Genomic DNA, 18,230 nt, shown 5'->3' with positions numbered 1-18,230 from the left:
GATCCATGAGCTCACTCCACAAGTTCAAGGCGTACTTCGGGATGGTGCCGCTCGAGGAATACGAGGACGACTACCTCGACGACCCCGCGAGCGCCCGCCGTGAGCGCGACCGGGAGTACGACGAGCCGCCGTACGCCGGCGGTGGTTACGGCCCGTCGCACCGCGACGAGTACAAGGCGGCGCGCCGGGAGGACGCCGGCCGCGACTTCGAGCCGGACGGCTTCGATCGCTACGAGCCCCCCGTGCGGGCGGCCCGCGTGGAGCCGATCACGGCCCGCGCACCGCGCCCGACCCCGCCGCCGGCCCGCGCCGCCGCGCGGTCGTCGCTCGGCTCCGAGGGCCGGCTCGAACGGTCCGAGGCCCGTCGCGGCGCACTGTTCGACGAGGGAGGCCCGTTGTCGAAGATCACCACGCTGCGTCCCCGGGACTACGGCGAGGCCCGCACCATCGGCGAGCGGTTCCGCGACGGCACCCCGGTGATCATGGATTTGGTGGAGATGAGCAACGCCGACGCCAAACGGCTCGTCGACTTCGCCGCCGGGCTGGCCTTCGCGCTGCGCGGCTCGTTCGACAAGGTCGCCACCAAGGTGTTCCTGCTCTCCCCGGCGGACATCGACGTCTCCGCCGAGGAGCGCCGCCGGATCGCGGAGACGGGGTTCTACAACCAGCAGTGACCTGAACCCGCAGCGGCGGTTCCGGCACGGTCGACGCCCGGTGCCCGGTGTACAACACCGGACGCCGGGCGTTTCGGTTTGGCTCGATCCGCCGTCGTCGGGCAGAGTGGGCGGGTGGCCGTATTCGAGGTGCTCTGGTTCCTGCTGTTCATTTTCTGGCTGCTGCTGATCGGCCGGATCATTGTCGAGTTCATCCGGACGTTCGCGCGGGACTGGAAGCCGACGGGATTCGTCGTCGTCGTTCTCGAAGCAATCTTCACGGTCACCGATCCGCCGGTGAAACTGTTGCGCCGGCTCATTCCTCCGCTGAATCTCGGGGGAGTGCGACTGGATCTGTCCATCATGGTGCTGCTGTTCATCGTCTACTTCCTGATGGCGTTCATTCCCCGAGGTGGGACGCTCTGAGGGCCGACACCTGCTCGGACGATCCGCGCGAAAGCCGCCCTGTGCCAGAATGGGGTGCCAGTTACAGTGAGTTTGATACGCGTGACGCACTGTGGATATAACTGAATGCTTGCTTGACCGCTCACACGACGCGTGAAGGGATCCTTCCATGCCGCTGACCCCAGCTGATGTGCACAATGTCGCGTTCAGCAAGCCGCCGATCGGAAAGCGTGGCTACAACGAGGACGAGGTCGACGCGTTCCTGGATCTCGTCGAGCAGGAACTGACCCACCTGATCGAGGAGAACGCCGACCTGCGGCAGCGGGTGGCCGAGCTCGACCAGGAGCTCGCCGAGGCCAAGAAGGGTGCCCGACCCGGCGCGGCGGCACCGGCCCAGCCGGCCAAACCGGAGCCCGCTCGCGTCGTCGAGGCGCCGAAGCCGCCGGAACCCGCTCCGGCGCCGGCGCCCGCACCGGCCCCCGCACCGGTTGCGGCCGCACCGGCCTCCGGAGACGCGAGCATGCAGGCCGCCAAGGTCCTGGGCCTGGCCCAGGAGATGGCGGACCGCCTCACCGGCGACGCCAAGGCCGAGGCCGAGGAGCTGCTGCGCAACGCCCGCACCAATTCCGAGCAGCTCATCTCCGATGCGCGCACCCGCAGCGAGGCGATGATCGCCGACGCGCGGCAGAAGTCCGAGGCGATGCTCGCCGACGCCCGCACCCGCTCCGAGACGCAGCTGCGCCAGGCCAAGGAGAAGGCCGACGCGCTGCAGGCGGACGCCGAGAAGAAGCACACCGAGATCATGGCGACGATCAACCAGCAGCGCTCGGTGCTCGAGGGCCGCATCGAGCAGCTCAAGACCTTCGAGCGCGAGTACCGGGTGCGCCTGAAGTCCTACCTCGAATCTCAGCTCGAGGAGCTCGAACAGCGCGGTTCCGCCGTGCCGGTCGACGGTGGCCAGGAGGCGTTCAATCAGTCGAACTCCTCGTTCGGTTCCACGTCCTTCGCCAAGGGCAACAGCTGATCGAGGCGGCGGTCCGATGGTCGGGTTCCGATGAGGGTGCGCCGTGCTGGTGGTGACTCTCGCCCTTGCAGCCGTCGGCTTCGGCATGCTCGTCGTGGCCCTCATGACGGGGTCCGTGCTGTGGGCCTGGGGTTGCATCGTCGTGTGTGTGGTGGGCGCGGTCCTGTTGCTGATCAGCGCATTGAGTGGCAAGCGGACCGCGCCCCCGACGACGACGGGATCCGAGCCGAGACGGCGCCGCGAGGGACGCGATCCGAGCGAGTGAGCGCGGCGGCATAGAATAGTCCGAGAACAGTTTGCAGTGCTTTCCCCCGGCAGCCGCCGGGGACGGCGTCGATCCGGCCATCACCGGGGAGCCTTCGGAAGAACGGCCGTGCCGACCGGCACGACTCAGTAGAACCGAACGGGTGGGCCCGTCACAGCCCGAACGAGAGGCCCGTCCGGCCGGCAGAGCCCGGAGGGACGGTGCAAGCGGGGTGGTACCGCGGTTGCCGGCGCACAGGGCGCGGCGATCGTCCCCGTGCCGGACACGTCTAGGCACGAGGAGTCACGCTGTGACGAAGAGCACCCCCGACCGCCCGCAGGCCCCCGACGCACCGACCGGCGGATACCCGCGCGTCGACTACGGGGTCGCCAAGGACTCGGGCATCGACTTCCCCGAGCTCGAGGTGAAGGTCCTCGACGGGTGGGCGAAGGACGACACCTTCCGCGCCTCGGTCGCGAATCGCGACGGCGCCGACGAGTTCGTCTTCTACGACGGCCCGCCCTTCGCGAACGGCCTGCCCCACTACGGGCACCTGCTCACCGGCTACGTCAAGGACCTCATCCCGCGCTTCCAGACGATGCGCGGCAAGAAGGTCGAACGGCGCTTCGGCTGGGACTGTCACGGCCTGCCCGCCGAGCTCGAGGCGGAGAAGCAGCTCGGGATCAAGGACAAGTCCGAGATCGACACGATGGGGCTGGCCGAGTTCAACGCCTACTGCAAGACGTCGGTGCTGCGGTACACCGGGGAGTGGCGCGACTACGTCACCCGGCAGGCCCGCTGGGTGGACTTCGACAACGACTACAAGACCCTGGACCTCGACTTCATGGAGTCGGTCATGTGGGCCTTCAAGCAGCTCTACGACAAGGGCCTGATCTACCAGGGCTTCCGGGTCCTGCCGTACTCGTGGTACGAGCAGACCCCGCTGTCGAACCAGGAGACCCGGCTCGACGACGCCTACAAGATGCGTCAGGACCCGGCCGTCACCGTCGACATGGTGGTGCGCGCACCGGGCAGCGAACTCGACGGCGCCAACGCCCTGATCTGGACCACCACGCCGTGGACGCTGCCGTCCAACCTCGCGATCGCGGTGCACCCCGACATCACCTACGTCGCCGTCCGCGTGGGCGAGGGTGACGACGCGAGGACGTATGTGCTCGCGGAGGACCGACTCGGTCACTACGCCCGCGAGTTCGGCGACGAACCCGAGGTGCTGGGCCGGTACACCGGCGCGGACCTCGTCGGCCTGGCCTACGAGCCGCCGTTCGACTTCTTCGTGGGCCGGGAGAACGCCCACCGGATCATCGCGGCCGACTACGTCACCACCGACTCCGGCACCGGAATCGTCCACCTGGCACCGGCCTTCGGTGAAGAGGACATGGAGTACTGCCAGCGCAACGGCATCGAGCTGGTGCAGCCGCTCGATCCGGGCGGAAAGTTCACCGCCCTCGTTCCGCCCTACGAGGGTCTGCAGGTCTTCGACGCCAACCCGGTGATCATCAAGGACCTCAAGGCCGCCGGAAAACTGTTGCGGCACGAGACGATCGAGCACTCCTACCCGCACTCGTGGCGGTCCGGCCGGCCGCTGATCTACATGGCGGTCCCGTCGTGGTTCGTCGCCGTGACCCGGTTCCGGGACCGCATGGTGGAGCTGAACCAGCAGATCACCTGGGTGCCCGAGCACATCCGCGACGGCCAGTTCGGCAAGTGGCTCGAGGGTGCCCGCGACTGGAACATCAGCCGGAACCGCTACTGGGGCAGCCCCATCCCCGTGTGGGTCTCGGACGATCCGGCCTACCCGCGCGTCGACGTGTACGGCTCCCTCGACGAGCTCGAACGCGACTTCGGGGTGCGGCCGAGCGACCTGCACCGGCCGATGATCGACGAGCTGACCCGCCCCAACCCGGACGACCCGACCGGGAAGTCGACGATGCGCCGCGTCCCCGAGGTGCTCGACTGCTGGTTCGAGTCGGGGTCGATGCCGTTCGCCCAGGTGCACTATCCGTTCGAGAACACCGAATGGTTCGACTCGCACTATCCCGGCGACTTCATCGTCGAGTACAACGGTCAGACCCGCGGCTGGTTCTACACCCTGCACGTGCTCGCCACCGCGCTGTTCGACCGCCCCGCGTTCAAGACCGTCGCGGCCCACGGCATCGTGCTGGGCGACGACGGGCTGAAGATGAGCAAGTCCAAGGGCAACTACCCCGACGTCAACGAGGTGTTCGCCCGCGACGGCTCCGACGCCATGCGCTGGTTCCTGATGTCCTCGCCCATCCTGCGCGGCGGCAACCTCGTCGTCACCGAGCAGGGCATCCGCGAGGGCGTCCGGCAGGCGCTGCTGCCGCTGTGGAACGCGTGGAGCTTCCTGCAGCTGTACGCGTCCAAGCCCGGCACGTGGCGCACCGACTCGCCGCACGTGCTCGACCGGTACATCCTGGCCAAGCTCGCCGCCACCCGCGACGCCATCACCGACGCGCTCGAGGTGGTCGACATCGCCGGAGCATGCGACGAGCTGCGTACCTTCAGCGACGCCCTCACCAACTGGTACGTGCGCCGCTCCCGCAGCCGGTTCTGGGACGAGGACGCCGACGCGATCGACACCCTGCACACGGTGCTCGAGGTCGTCAGCCGCCTCGCCGCCCCCATGCTGCCGCTGGTCACCGAGGTGATCTGGCGCGGCCTGACCGGCGGCCGCTCCGTGCATCTGGCGGACTGGCCGGCCGCCGGGGACCTGCCGGCCGACCCGGCCCTGGTCGAGTCGATGGACGAGGTCCGCTCGGTGTGCTCGACGGTGCTGTCGCTGCGCAAGGCCCAGAAGCTGCGCGTGCGGCTGCCGCTCCCGCAGGTCACCGTCGCCGCCCCCGAGGCGCACCGGCTGCAGCCGTTCGCCGAGCTCGTCCAGGACGAGGTCAACGTCAAGTCGGTCGAGCTGACCGAGGACGTCGATGCGCACGGCCGCTTCGAGCTGGTCGTCAACGCCCGGGCCGCGGGACCGCGCCTCGGCAAGGACGTGCAAACGGTGATCAGGGCCGTCAAGGCCGGGGACTGGTCCGAGGCGGCCGACGGCACCGTCACGGCCGCCGGTATCGCGCTGCTGCCGGAGGAGTACACCACCCGCCTGGTCGCGGCGGAGCCGGAGTCGACGGCCGCGCTGCCCGGCGGCGCCGGCCTGGTGGTGCTGGACTCCACGGTCACCGAGGAGCTCGAGGCCGAGGGCTGGGCGAAGGACCGGATCCGCGAGCTGCAGGACGCGCGCCGCAACCTGGGCCTGGACGTCTCGGACCGCATCTCCGTCGTGTTCGAGGTGCCGGCCGACCGCGCCGACTGGGCACTGCGGCACCGCGAGCTCATCGCCTCGGAGGTGCTCGCCACCAGCTTCGAACTCGCGCCCGCCGGGGACGGGGCGCTCGACCTCGGTGAAGGGGTGCGCGCGGCCATCGTCAAGGCATGAGCGTCCCGGTGACCGGGGTGCGCGGCGCGGCCACGACGGCGGTGACGCCGATGCGGGCGTGATGTCGGTGCGAGGGGCGAGGATGCCCGGGTGCCCCCCGTGGTGAATCCGAGCGGTCGGCGCTGGGTGCTGCACCTGGACCTGGACGCCTTCTTCGCCTCCGCCGAACAACTGACCCGGCCGACCCTACGGGGTCGGCCGGTGCTCGTCGGCGGCCTCGGCGCGCGCGGCGTCGTCGCCGGGGCCAGCTACGAAGCCCGCGTCTTCGGGGCGCGGTCGGCGATGCCGATGAGCCGGGCCCGCCGGCTGGTGGGGCCCGCCGCGGTGGTGCTGCCGCCGCGCGGGGTGCTGTACCAGGCGCTCAGCCAGACCGTGTTCGACGTGTTGCGCGAGCGCATCCCCGTGCTCGAGACGCTGTCGCTCGACGAGGCGTTCGCCGAACCCGCCGAGCTCGCCGGCGCCGCCCACCACGACGTGGAACGGTTCTGTGCGCGGCTGCGCGACGAGGTGCGGGCCCGCACCGGCCTCGTCGCGTCCGTCGGCGCCGGCTCCGGCAAGCAGATCGCCAAGATCGCCTCCGGCCTCACCAAGCCCGACGGAGCGCTCGTCGTGCGTCCCGAGGAGGAGTTGGCACTGCTGCACGGCCTGCCGGTACGCAAGCTGTGGGGGATCGGACCGGTGTCGGAGGAGCGCCTGCGGCGTCTGGGCATCGACACGATCGGTGACCTCGCGGCGCTGCCGGTCCCGGAGGCGGCCTCGATCCTGGGCGCCACGGTCGGCCCGGCGCTGCACCGGCTCGCCAACGGGCACGACGATCGACCGGTCGTCGAACGCGCCGACGCCAAGCAGGTCAGCGCCGAGACGACGTTCCCGACGGACATCGTCACCCTCGCCGAGCTGCGACGTGCCGTCACCGGCAGCGCCGCCGCAGCGCATCGCCGGTTGCGGCGCGACGGCCGGGCCGCCCGGACCGTCGTGCTCAAGCTGCGCAAGGCCGACATGAGCATCCTCACCCGCTCGTCGACGCTGCCGTACGCCACCGAGGATGTGGCGACGCTCACGGCGGCGGCGCAGCGGCTGGTGCTCGACCCGCTCGAGATCGGCCCGATCCGCCTCGTCGGCGTCGGCCTCGCCGGCCTGTCCAGCATCCGGCAGGAGTCGCTGTTCCCCGAGCTCGAGCAGCCCCCGGAGGACCCGGTGGAGTCGTCGCCGGACGCCGGGCCGGAGCACCTCACGACGGTGACGGGACGGCGGTGGCGTCCCGGCACGGACGTGCGGCATCCGGAGTTCGGACACGGCTGGGTGCAGGGCGCCGGGCACGGCGTGGTGACGATCCGCTTCGAGACGCGCTCGACCGGGCCGGGGCCGGCCCGCACCCTCGACGAGAACGATCCCGCCCTCTCCGAGGCCGATCCGCTCGCCGGCCTCGGGTGAGCGCGCGGGCCCCGCCGCTCTCACGGTCTTCTTACTACCGCCGGGTACGCTTACGGGCGATCCGCTGTCCCGGTGGAGCATCCGCTGCTGGATGAACCGAGCACGGTACACCCGTGCACGATCGAGAACGAGAAGGACGAGAAGTTGAAGCTTCGCAAGATCACTGTCGCCACGGTGGCTCTGGCCGCCGCCCTCACGATGTCCGCCTGCAGCTCGGACGACGGAGGTAGCTCGACCTCGACCTCGGCGAAGACCACCACCAGCACCACGACCGCCGCCGCGCAGTACCCGCCGGTGCCGACCGTCGAGGACCTCAACGCCATGCTGGCCAAGGCGTTCGACGAGACCGTCCCGGCCGAGGAGAAGGTGAACCTCGTGCAGGGTGCCGAGCAGGATCCCGCCCTGATCGACCAGGTCGCCGCCGCGGCCAAGCAAGCCGGCGCGCAGATCACCGTCCTGGACGTCAACGACAACCAGAACGGCACGGTCACCGCCGGCATCGAGACCCTGCTGGCCGGTGCGCAGCAGCCCGCCGTCGGCACCGTCGACTTCGTCGCGGAGAACGGCGTGTGGAAGCTGTCGAAGAACAACGCCTGCGCCATCGTCGCGACGGCCCAGCTGCAGTCGCCGGCCTGCGCCTGACGTAGACCGACGCGGCGGCCGGGGCGGAGATCCGCCCCGGCCGCCGCCGCGTCCGCCCGTCCGCTCAGGACTGCCAGCGCACCCGGTCCACCAGGGTCTGCGCCAGACGGGTGGTGCCCGCGGGATCGCTGTACGCCTGCTCCCCGCCGACCGTGAGGTCCCCGGCGATCGGGAGCGGCCGGCCGAGGTCGATGGTCATCGTGCCTTCGCCGGTCATCTCGTACCGGTCGATGGTCAGCCGACCGGACCCGTTCGGCAGCGCCCAGGTGGCCTCGCGCGGGGTCTGGGTGATGCGCAGGTGCACGGTCAGCAGGTCGCCGTCCCGCTCGAGCAGGCTCGCGGTGGCGACCTGATCGAGCGCCATCCCGCTCATCACCTGTTGGTGGATCTCCCACACCCCACCCACGCCGATCTCCTCCTCGGGGAACGACACCATCCGGTACACGGCCTGGTAGAAGGCCTGCTCGATGGCCGATCGGGCGATGTCCGCGGAGTCCGGCGTGGGATCGAGCCGCAGCGCGCTCACCGCGCCGGACGGGGACATCGTCAGTCCCGCCTCGGATCCCCGAGCGGGCCCGAGCGCCGCGGCGAGGGCCGCATCCGGCGAAGTGGCGTCGTCGATCCGCAGGTCCACGAGGCTGCTCGGCGAGGCGTCCGACACGGCGTCGCTCACCCGCGCGGTGAGCGGCAACGTCAGTTCGGGGGTGGAGAAGTCCTGTGCCGGCTGATCGCCGATCGACTGGAAGACCTGCGAGGCGGTCGTCAGCGCCACCTGCTGGCTCGTGTCGACGGGTGGGGTGAGCCGGATCCGGCTGCGCGGCTCGGCCCCCGGCTCCAGGACCACCGCGGTGACCGCGGCGACGGGCACCGTGACCTCCGTCGAGGTCGCCGTCGACGTGGGGGCGGCACCGTCGGCGGAGTTGCCGCACCCGGCGAGGAGGGTGGTCAGGGACAGGGCCACACCGAGGGAGCGGGCCCTCGGGCGGGCGAATCTGGGCAGCACAGGCACGCACCCCAGGGTAGCCACGGCGGGCGGGGTGGCCGTCGCGCTCCTCGGATGGGGGATGATGGCAGGGTGACCGACGACCCCACCGAGCACGATGCCCACCCCGACGCCGTCGCGGAACCCCCGGTTGCGTCGTCCTCGGCCGGAACCCCGGCGAAGGACGCGCCCGCGCCGGCCCGGCGGCTGCGCGAGCTGCTCGCCCTCGCCGCGGTGATCTTCGGGTTCGACCTGCTCACCAAGGTGCTGGCCGTCCACTACATCGATCCGGCCGATCCCGTCTCGATCGTCGGGGACACCGTGACGCTCACGTTGGTGCGCAACCCGGGCGCCGCCTTCTCGATGGCCACCGGCATGACGTGGCTGCTGACCCTGGTCGCCGTCGCCGTCGTGGTGGGCGTGGTCAGGATCGGCCGCACGCTGCGATCGGGCTGGTGGGCGCTGGGACTCGGGCTCGTCCTCGGGGGCGCGCTGGGTAATCTCGTCGACCGGATCTTCCGTTCCCCGGGCCCGCTGCAGGGCCACGTCGTCGACTTCGTGTCGGTCGGCTGGTGGCCGGTGTTCAACGTCGCCGATTCCGCCATCGTCTGCGGCGCGATCCTGCTCGTGGCGCTGACCGTCTTCGGCGTCGAACCGGACGGCTCGCGGAAGACCGGCTCCTCCGACAGCAGAAAGGAAGCACACAAGTGAGAGAAACCCGGGCGATGCCCGTCCCCGACGGGCTCGACGGGATGCGGGTCGACGCGGGCCTGGCACGGCTGCTCGGCCTGTCGCGCACGGCGATCGCCGCCCTGACCGAGGAGGGAGCCGTCCTGGTCGACGGTGCCGCCGCGGGCAAGTCCGATCGACTGTCCGCCGGTTCCTGGCTCGAGGTGGAACTGCCCGAGCCGCCCCGGCCCCTCACCATCGAGGCGACGCCCGTGGAGGGCATGGAGATCCTCTATGCGGACGACGACATCGTCGCCGTCGACAAGCCCGTCGGCGTCGCCGCGCACGCGAGCGTCGGCTGGACCGGGCCGACCGTGATCGGCGGACTGGCGGCCGCCGGATTTCGCATCTCCACCTCCGGCGCCCACGAGCGGCAGGGCATCGTCCACCGCCTCGACGTCGGCACGTCCGGGGTCATGGTCGTCGCGACGTCCGAGCGCGCCTACACGGTGCTCAAGCGGGCCTTCAAGCAGCGCACCATCGACAAGCGCTACCACGCCCTCGTGCAGGGGCACCCCGATCCGAGCAGCGGCACGATCGACGCGCCGATCGGCCGGCATCGCAGCAGCGACTGGAAGTTCGCCGTCACCGCCGACGGCAAGCCCAGCATCACCCACTACGACACGATCGAGGCGTTCCAGGCCGCGAGCCTGCTCGACATCCACCTCGAGACCGGCCGCACCCATCAGATCCGCGTGCACTTCTCCGCGCTGCGGCACCCCTGCTGCGGTGACCTGACCTACGGCGCCGACCCGCGCCTGGCCGAGCGGCTCGGCCTCGAGCGGCAGTGGCTGCACGCCCGGTCGCTCGGGTTCGCGCATCCCGCCGACGGGCGCTGGATCGAGATCACCAGCAAGTACCCGGCCGACCTCGAGCACGCGCTCGCCGTGCTGCGCAGCGCCTGACCGTGCGGCGCGTGTCCCTGCCGTGGGCGGCGACGGCGGCACTGCTGCTGGCGGTGCTCGCGGCCGGGCTGCTCACGCCGGCCCGGACGGCGACGGTGCGCACCGACACCCTCGGCCCCGACCACGGCGAGGCGGTCGCCGGCTACCTCGCGCGCGCCCAGGCGAGCGTCGAGTCCGGCACCGGCGAACCGCGGTGGGGCCTGGTGTCCTTCGCGACGCCGGTGACGGTCGAGCAGGCGGCGGCGCTGCCGGGAGACCCTCGCATCGCGCAGGTGCTGTTCCGCGTCCCGATCGAGCGGGTGCAGACCCCACTGGTCCCGGTCGCCGTGCCCGCCCATCGGGAGGCGCTGCTGCGTGCGCCCGCCGTCGCGGCGGGCCGGCTGCGGCAGGCGGGCGGCGCCGACCGGGCCGCGCGCGTCGCCGCGGTCTCGGCCGATCGTCTCGCGGACGGGTGCGCCTGCGTCGTCGGCGTCGTGGTGCGCGTCGCGCCGGCGACGGCGTCGGAGCTCGCCGCGGCCCCCGGCGTCCGCGCCGTCGAACTGCTGCCCGCGGACGCGGTCGCCGGCGCGTTCTCGGTGAACCCGCTGCTGCCCGAGCACGTCGACGTCGTCGCTCCGGGACCGGACGACGGCGAGCCCTGAGATCCGGTCGCGCAGGATCGGCGGGACAGACGCCTCGCCGGTGGGTACGGTGGCGCGGTGGCACGGGTTCTGGGGTATCTCCTGGTTGCGCTGCTCGCTGCGACCGGTCTGCTGTGGCCGCTGCTCGCCGGACTCGACACCGGCGACGCATCCGCCGCGTCGGATCCGGCGCGGATCACGAACTACACCGCCGACTACACCGTCGAGGCCGACGGCGGGCTCACCGCCACCGAAACCGTCACGGTCGCCTTCCCGGCCGGCCGGCACGGCATCTTCCGGTACTGGGACGTCACCACGGGCGCCGATCCGCACGTGCGCCACATCCCCGAGATCGTCTCCGTCGAACGCGACGGCGCGCCCGAGCCGTTCGAGACGAGCCGGCAACAGGGACACCGATTCGTCGTCGCGAAGATCGGGGACCCCGACGTGTACCTGGAGCCGGGCACCCACACCTATCGCATCGAGTACACCACCGAGGGGGTCCTCGACCCACCGGGCGGCGCCGCCGCGACGTTCGACACGGCCGCGGGGACGGCCGCCCCGGTCGGCTCGGTGTTCCACTGGAGCGTGGTTCCCGGCGGGTGGGAGATGGCCATCGACCGGGCCGACATCACGGTGCGGCTGCCCGCGGCGTCCGGCCTGGTCGAATGTGCGGTGTCGGGGGCGGCCTGCATCCTCGGCGGGGCCGGCACCGACACCGTCTCCGTCGGGGTGACCGGGCTCGAACCCCGGACGGCGGTGAACGTGCGCATCGGGCTCGGGCTCGACGCCCCGGCCCGGGCCACGGTGCCCTGGCCGGTCTCCTGGGATCCCATCCTCGGGCGGTCGGCGCCGGTCGTGGCGGTGGTCGCGATGCTGAGCCTGCTCGGATTCGCCGTCGCGGCCCGGTGGGCGTGGACAGCCCGCGAACCCGAGCCGGGCCTGCCGGTGCTGTACTCGCCGCCCGACGGCTTCGGACCGGTGCAGACCGTCTACCTCGCCTCCGAGCGGCCCGGGCCCGCGCCGCTCGCGGCGACGCTGCTGTACGCCGCAGAGGAGGAATTGGTCGAGCTGCGCCCCGCCGGCGGCGGGAAGAAGTCCGACGTGTGGGAGGTCCGCGGCGTCGCGTCCGCGGACAGGTGGGCGGCGACGGACCCGGTGACCCGGGCGGTCGGCGACGCACTGCAGATCTCGTACCCCGGCGCGGTGCTGCGGGCCGACGGCTCGAAGTCGGCGGGGGAACGGTTGTCGAAGGCGACGACGGAGCTGGCGTCGCAGTGCCGGATCTGGGCCCGCAACGAGGGACTGGTGGCCCCGTCGGCCCGCGAGCGTCTCGGCAAGGCGGCGGTGGTGCTGGCGCTGGTCCTCGCGGTGGTCGGGTTCGCGGTGCCGGTGTGGCCGAGCATGTGGGGCCTGCCGGCGGCGGCGTTCGTGTTCGGAGGATGGGAGCTGTTGCGGCCGGAGGCGGGGACGCGGCGCACCGCGAAGGGCCGCGAGATGTGGTCGCGTGCCGGTGGGTTCCGGCGCATGCTCGTGACCCCGTCAAGCGAGGACCGCTACCGGTTCTCGGCGGAACGCGACCTCTACACCCGCTACATTCCGCACGCGGTCGCGTTCGGCGTGGCCGACCGGTGGGCGGAGAAGTACCGCACGGTCACCGGGTCCGAGCCGCCGGCGCCGGCGTGGTACCCGTATCCGGTCGGAGTGCACGGATTCGCCTCGGGGACCGGGGGATTCGACAGCTTCGAGTCGGCTCTGTCGTCGTCGATCGGCGCGTACACCGCGTCGCAGTCCTCGTCGTCGGGCGGCGGTGGTGGCGGCGGCGGCGGTGGTGGCGGCTCGTGGTGACCGATTGCCGCGGTGAACGAGGCACCGGCGCGTCCGCACCGGTGCCGGGCTACGGAAGGAGGGCGGCTCCATGGTGACCGCAATCGTGATCGTCGTCGTGCTGGTGGTGGTGCTCGGTGCCGTGTTCGTGGTCGGCTTCAACCGGCTGCGCCGCGCCGACGTGCTGGCCCAGGAGGCCCTCGGCGGCATCGACGTGCAACTGAGCCGGCGCGCGGACCTGGTGCCGAACCTCGTGGCGACGGTGCGCGGCTACGCGGCGCACGAGAAGAGCGTGCTCGAGGAGGTCACCGCCGCGCGCACCGCCGCGTCGCGGGCGGCTTCCGGCGGCACGGTCGCAGAGAAGGCCCAGGCCGACGCCCGGCTCGAGAAGGCGGTGTTCGACGTGCTCGCCGTCGCCGAGAACTACCCGGACCTGAAGGCCTCGGCCAACTTCCTGGATCTGCAGCGCCAGCTCGGCGAGACCGAGGACCAGCTCGCCTTCGCCCGCCAGTACTACAACGACGCCGCGGGCCGGCTCAACACGTCGCTGAAGACGATCCCGTGGATGTTCTTCGCGGGACCGGCGGGTGTGCGCGAGCGCGAGTTCTACACCGCTCCGGCGGGCACGGAACTGCCGCCGACCGTGTCGTTCTGATCCACCCGGCGCGCGCGGTCGCGCCACCGGGCCCTACCGTTGAGCGGTGAGCAGCACCGCATCGCGCTTCGACGCCGGCATCGTGTGCGGGCTCGGCGCCTATCTGACGTGGGGACTCTTCCCGGCGTTCTTCGGGCTGCTCGAGCCCGCCGGACCCGTCGAGATCCTCGCCCACCGGGTGCTGTGGACGCTGCTGGCGATGCTGCTGCTGCTCGCCGTGCTCGGCCGGCTCGGCTCGCTGCGGGGACTGGGCGTGCGGGTGTGGGCCCTGGTCGCGGCGGCGTCGGTGGCCATCGCCGTCAACTGGGGTACGTACATCTACGGCGTCGTGTCGGGCCGGGTGGTCGAGACCGCGCTGGGCTACTTCATCAACCCGCTGGTCAGCGTGCTGTTCGGGGTGTTGTTCTTCCGGGAGCGCCTGCGCCGCGCCCAGGTCGCGGCCCTGTTCGTGGCGACCGCCGCGGTGGCGGTGATCACCGTGGACTACGGCCGGCCGCCGCTGATCGCGCTGACCCTGGCGTTCTCGTTCGCGCTGTACGGGGTGGTCAAGAAGATCGTGCCGCTCGATCCGCGGACGTCGCTGACGGGGGAGGGCATCGTCGCCGTGCCGTTCGCGGCGGGCTACCTGGTCTTCCTCGCCGTCACCGGCACCGGCACCTTCACCGGCCACGGGGCCGGGCACTCGCTGCTGCTCATGTCGGCCGGGCTCGTCACGGCGCTGCCGCTGCTGTTGTTCGGGGCGGCCGCCCAGCGGGTGCCGCTGGTGACCCTCGGCATGCTGCAGTACCTGACCCCCGGCCTGCAGATGGCGTGGGGCGTGCTGGTGCTGCACGAGGACATGCCCGCCTCGCGGTGGATCGGATTCGGGCTGATCTGGACCGCGCTGGCGGTGTTCACCGTCGACGCCGTCCTGCGGGCCCGCACGGCGCGCGGACGCCTCGAACCGGTCACCTCGAGTACACCGGAGTAACACCGGTCACGACTCGCCGCCGGCCCCGGTGTGGCGGTCCGATCCCGTCGCCGGGGAGGCCTACACTCGGGATGCTCACAGACCTTCCGGGAGAGGCACGCGTGGCTGACTCGTTCGTTCATCTGCACAACCACACCGAGTACTCGATGCTCGACGGCGCCGCGAAGGTCGGTCCCCTGTTCAAGGAGGCCGAGCGGCTGGGGATGACGGCGGTCGGGATGACCGACCACGGGAACATGTACGGCGCCAGCGAGTTCTACAACGCCGCGACGAAGTTCGGGATCAAGCCGATCATCGGCATCGAGGCCTACATCGCCCCGGAGTCGCGGTTCAGCACCAAGCGCGTGCAGTGGGGGGATCCGAGCCAGAAGTCCGACGACGTCTCCGGTTCCGGCTCGTACACGCACATGACGATGGTGGCCGAGAACGCCACCGGACTGCGGAACCTGTTCAAGCTGTCCTCGCTCGCCTCCATCGAGGGCCAGCTCGGCAAGTGGGCCCGGATGGACGAGGACCTCATCGCCCACCACGCCGAGGGCATCATCGCGACCACCGGCTGCCCGTCGGGGGAGATCCAGACCCGGCTGCGTCTCGGCCACGACCGCGAGGCGCTCGAGGCGGCCGCGAAGTGGCAGGAGATCTGGGGCAAGGACAACTTTTTCCTCGAGCTGATGGATCACGGCCTGTCCATCGAGCGCCGCGTCCGGGAGGGCCTGCTCGAGATCGGCCGCACGCTCGGCATCCCGCCGCTGGCCACCAACGACTGCCACTACGTCACCAAGGATGCCGCCGAGAACCACGAGGCGCTGCTGTGCATTCAGACCGGCAAGACGCTGTCGGATCCGACCCGTTTCAAGTTCGACGGCGACGGCTACTACCTGAAGTCCGCCGCGGAGATGCGGGCGCTGTGGGACGGCGAGGTGCCCGGCGCGTGCGACAACACGCTGCTCATTGCCGAGCGGGTGCAGTCCTACGAGGAGGTGTGGACCCACCGCGACCGCATGCCGATCTTCCCCGTGCCCGAGGGGGAGACGCAGGCGAGCTGGCTGCGCAAGGAGGTCATGCGCGGCCTCGACCGCCGCTTCCCGAACGGCGCGCCCGACGAATACCTGCGCCGTGCCGACTACGAGATCGACGTGATCTGCGAGATGGGTTTCCCGGCGTACTTCCTCGTCGTCGGCGACCTGATCAACCACGCCCGCGAGGTGGGTATCCGGGTCGGTCCGGGTCGAGGCTCGGCCGCCGGTTCGCTCGTCGCCTACGCCATGGGCATCACGAACATCGATCCGATCCCGCACGGCCTGCTGTTCGAGCGGTTCCTCAACCCCGAGCGCGTGTCCATGCCCGATATCGACATCGACTTCGACGATCGCCGCCGCGGCGAGATGGTGCGGTACGCGACCGAGAAGTGGGGCAACGACAAGGTCGCCCAGGTGATCACGTTCGGCACCATCAAGACGAAGGCCGCGATCAAGGACTCGGCGCGCGTGCAGTTCGGCCAGCCGGGCTTCGCGATCGCCGACCAGATCACCAAGGCGCTGCCGCCGCCGATCATGGCCAAGGACATTCCGGTGTCGGGCATCACCGACCCGAACCACGAGCGGTACAAGGAGGCCGCCGAGGTCCGGGCGCTGATCGAATCCAACCCGGACGTGAAGAAGATCTACGACACCGCGCTCGGCCTCGAGGGCCTGATCCGCAACGCCGGCGTGCATGCCTGCGCGGTGATCATGTCCTCCGAGCCGCTGATGGACGCCATCCCGCTGTGGAAGCGGGCGCAGGACGGCGCGATCATCACCGGCTGGGACTACCCGTCGTGCGAGGCCATCGGCCTGCTGAAGATGGACTTCCTCGGTCTGCGGAACCTCACCGTCATCGGTGACGCGATCGAGAACATCAAGAACAACCGCGGCATCGACCTCGACCTGGACACGCTGCCGCTCGAGGATCCGCCCACCTACGAGTTGCTGGCCCGCGGCGACACCCTGGGCGTGTTCCAGCTCGACGGCAGCGCCATGCGCGATCTGCTGCGCCGGATGCAGCCGACCGGCTTCGAGGACATCGTCGCCGTGCTCGCGCTGTACCGGCCCGGCCCGATGGGCATGAACGCCCACAACGACTACGCCGACCGCAAGAACGGCCGGCAAGAGGTCAAGCCGATCCACCCCGAGCTCGAGGAGCCGCTGAAGGACATCCTGGCCGACACCTACGGCCTGATCGTCTACCAGGAGCAGATCATGCAGATCGCTCAGAAGGTGGCCGGTTACTCGCTCGGACAGGCAGACCTGCTACGGCGAGCCATGGGCAAGAAGAAGAAGGAGATCCTCGAGGAGGCGTACGGCGGCTTCCAGAAGGGCATGCTCGACAACGGCTTCTCCCAGCCCGCGATCACCGCATTGTGGGACACGGTGCTTCCGTTCGCCGGATACGCGTTCAACAAGTCGCACGCCGCCGGGTACGGCCTCGTCTCGTTCTGGACGGCGTACCTCAAGGCGAACTACCCCGCCGAGTACATGGCGGGCCTGCTCACGTCCGTCGGCGACGACAAGGACAAGGCTGCGGTCTACCTGTCGGACTGCCGCAAGATGGGCATCACCGTGCTGCCGCCCGACGTCAACGAGTCGCGGGTCGACTTCGCGTCGGTGGGGGAGGACATCCGGTTCGGCCTCGGCGCGGTGCGCAACGTCGGTACCAACGTCGTGGCGTCCATCATCCGGGCGCGGGAGGAGAAGGGCCGGTTCACCGACTTCTCCGACTACCTCAACAAGATCGATGCGCTCGCGTGTTCGAAGAAGGTCACCGAGTCGCTGATCAAGGCCGGCGGGTTCGATTCGCTCGGCCATCCCCGCAAGGGCCTGATGCTGGTCCACGCCGACGCGATCGACGCGGTCATGGGCACCAAGAAGGCCGAGGCGATCGGGCAGTTCGACCTGTTCGGCGGCGCGGACGCCGACGAGTCGGTCACCTCGGTGTTCAACGTGAAGATCCCCGAGGAGGAGTGGGACACCAAGCACAAGCTCGCCCTCGAACGGGAGATGCTGGGCCTGTACGTGTCCGGGCATCCGCTCAACGGCGTCGAGCACGTGCTCGCCCAGCAGTCGGACACCGCGATCCCGACCATCCTCGAGGGCGCGATCAAGGACGGCACCCAGGTCACCGTGGGCGGCATCCTCGCGTCGGTGAACCGCCGCATCAACAAGAACGGTCTGACCTGGGCGTCGGCGCAGCTCGAGGATCTCGCCGGCGGCATCGAGGTGCTCTTCTTCCCGCAGTCCTACTCGGTGTACGGCATGGACGTGGTCGAGGACTCGGTGGTGCTGGTCAAGGCGCGCGTGTCGATCCGCGACGACCGGATCTCGTTGATCGCCAACGATCTCGCCGTGCCCGACCTGTCGCAGGTCGGGGTGGCCAAGCCGCTGTCGGTGTCGATGCCGACCCGGCTGTGCACCCCCGACAAGGTCGGGGCGCTCAAGAGCGTGCTCACCCGCCACCCCGGTACCTCGGACGTGCACGTCCGGCTGATCTCCGGCAGCAAGGTCACCGTGCTGAAGGTGGACGACAGCCTGCGGGTGGAGCCGTCGTCGGCGCTGATGGGGGATCTCAAGGCTCTGCTCGGGCCGGCCTGCCTGGCGACCTGACCCGCCGACGGTGTCTGCAGTCGGACGACG

General features: G+C 70.7%; 15 protein-coding genes. 14 read left to right on the top strand and 1 reads right to left on the bottom strand.

Annotated elements, in window-relative coordinates:
• Window positions 1-5: 5 nt before the first annotated feature.
• From HFP48_RS15865 to HFP48_RS15835, 7 genes are all read left to right on the top strand, one after another.
• The gene (locus HFP48_RS15865) at window positions 6-674 is read left to right on the top strand and encodes a cell division protein SepF (RefSeq protein ID WP_006933414.1); all 669 of its coding nucleotides are present in this window, start codon (window positions 6-8) and stop codon (window positions 672-674) included.
• 114 nt (window positions 675-788) lie between these two features.
• Window positions 789-1,079 (top strand): YggT family protein, encoded by a 291-nt coding sequence (locus HFP48_RS15860; RefSeq protein ID WP_003938221.1) that lies wholly within the window; start codon window positions 789-791, stop codon window positions 1,077-1,079.
• A 148-nt stretch (window positions 1,080-1,227) separates the two neighbouring features.
• Complete coding sequence (locus HFP48_RS15855; RefSeq protein WP_043801962.1) at window positions 1,228-2,082, top strand: DivIVA domain-containing protein; 855 nt, start codon at window positions 1,228-1,230, stop codon at window positions 2,080-2,082.
• A 43-nt stretch (window positions 2,083-2,125) separates the two neighbouring features.
• Window positions 2,126-2,347 carry a hypothetical protein gene (locus tag HFP48_RS15850; RefSeq protein ID WP_006933419.1) on the top strand — a complete coding sequence of 74 codons (222 nt, stop codon included), beginning with the start codon at window positions 2,126-2,128 and terminating at the stop codon, window positions 2,345-2,347.
• Window positions 2,348-2,636: 289 nt separating this feature from the next.
• On the top strand, window positions 2,637-5,798 hold the full coding sequence (ileS, locus tag HFP48_RS15845) for an isoleucine--tRNA ligase (protein ID WP_006933421.1): 3,162 nt from the start codon (window positions 2,637-2,639) through the stop codon (window positions 5,796-5,798).
• Window positions 5,799-5,888: 90 nt separating this feature from the next.
• Complete coding sequence (locus HFP48_RS15840; protein ID WP_235431064.1) at window positions 5,889-7,232, top strand: DNA polymerase IV; 1,344 nt, start codon at window positions 5,889-5,891, stop codon at window positions 7,230-7,232.
• A gap of 144 nt (window positions 7,233-7,376) precedes the next feature.
• Entirely contained in the window at window positions 7,377-7,874 is a 498-nt protein-coding gene (locus tag HFP48_RS15835; protein WP_029544171.1) for a hypothetical protein, read from the top strand.
• A 64-nt stretch (window positions 7,875-7,938) separates the two neighbouring features.
• On the opposite strand, the gene HFP48_RS15830 is transcribed toward HFP48_RS15835, so the two are convergent.
• On the bottom strand, window positions 7,939-8,835 hold the full coding sequence (locus tag HFP48_RS15830) for a hypothetical protein (RefSeq protein WP_006933429.1): 897 nt from the start codon (window positions 8,833-8,835) through the stop codon (window positions 7,939-7,941).
• Window positions 8,836-8,949: 114 nt separating this feature from the next.
• On the opposite strand from HFP48_RS15830, the gene lspA reads away from it, so the two are divergent.
• From lspA to dnaE, 7 genes are all read left to right on the top strand, one after another.
• On the top strand, window positions 8,950-9,567 hold the full coding sequence (lspA, locus tag HFP48_RS15825; RefSeq protein ID WP_006933431.1) for a signal peptidase II: 618 nt from the start codon (window positions 8,950-8,952) through the stop codon (window positions 9,565-9,567).
• Window positions 9,568-9,581: 14 nt separating this feature from the next.
• Window positions 9,582-10,490 (top strand): RluA family pseudouridine synthase, encoded by a 909-nt coding sequence (locus HFP48_RS15820; protein WP_174824791.1) that lies wholly within the window; start codon window positions 9,582-9,584, stop codon window positions 10,488-10,490.
• Window positions 10,491-10,501: 11 nt separating this feature from the next.
• The gene (locus HFP48_RS15815; protein WP_006933435.1) at window positions 10,502-11,131 is read left to right on the top strand and encodes a hypothetical protein; all 630 of its coding nucleotides are present in this window, start codon (window positions 10,502-10,504) and stop codon (window positions 11,129-11,131) included.
• Between the two features lie 57 nt (window positions 11,132-11,188).
• A complete protein-coding gene (locus tag HFP48_RS15810; RefSeq protein ID WP_168579744.1) occupies window positions 11,189-12,958 on the top strand; it encodes a DUF2207 domain-containing protein in 1,770 nt (589 codons plus the stop codon).
• A gap of 70 nt (window positions 12,959-13,028) precedes the next feature.
• Entirely contained in the window at window positions 13,029-13,592 is a 564-nt protein-coding gene (locus HFP48_RS15805; protein ID WP_043801901.1) for a LemA family protein, read from the top strand.
• Window positions 13,593-13,638: 46 nt separating this feature from the next.
• On the top strand, window positions 13,639-14,562 hold the full coding sequence (gene rarD, locus HFP48_RS15800; RefSeq protein WP_168579743.1) for an EamA family transporter RarD: 924 nt from the start codon (window positions 13,639-13,641) through the stop codon (window positions 14,560-14,562).
• A gap of 101 nt (window positions 14,563-14,663) precedes the next feature.
• Complete coding sequence (dnaE, locus tag HFP48_RS15795) at window positions 14,664-18,200, top strand: DNA polymerase III subunit alpha (protein ID WP_006933439.1); 3,537 nt, start codon at window positions 14,664-14,666, stop codon at window positions 18,198-18,200.
• The last annotated feature ends 30 nt before the right edge of the window (window positions 18,201-18,230 follow it).

Origin of the sequence: Rhodococcus sp. DMU1 (assembly GCF_012272955.1) — a bacterium.
Classification (GTDB): domain Bacteria; phylum Actinomycetota; class Actinomycetes; order Mycobacteriales; family Mycobacteriaceae; genus Rhodococcus; species Rhodococcus aetherivorans.
This window is presented reverse-complemented; position numbering and strand designations above follow the sequence as displayed.

What these genes read in the sequence shown, in the direction of transcription:
- HFP48_RS15820 (WP_174824791.1), top strand. Translation starts at nt 9,582, where the DNA reads ATGCCCGTCCCCGACGGGCTCGACGGGATGCGGGTCGACGCGGGCCTG.
- HFP48_RS15865 (WP_006933414.1), top strand. Translation starts at nt 6, where the DNA reads ATGAGCTCACTCCACAAGTTCAAGGCGTACTTCGGGATGGTGCCGCTC.
- HFP48_RS15855 (WP_043801962.1), top strand. Translation starts at nt 1,228, where the DNA reads ATGCCGCTGACCCCAGCTGATGTGCACAATGTCGCGTTCAGCAAGCCG.
- HFP48_RS15805 (WP_043801901.1), top strand. Translation starts at nt 13,029, where the DNA reads ATGGTGACCGCAATCGTGATCGTCGTCGTGCTGGTGGTGGTGCTCGGT.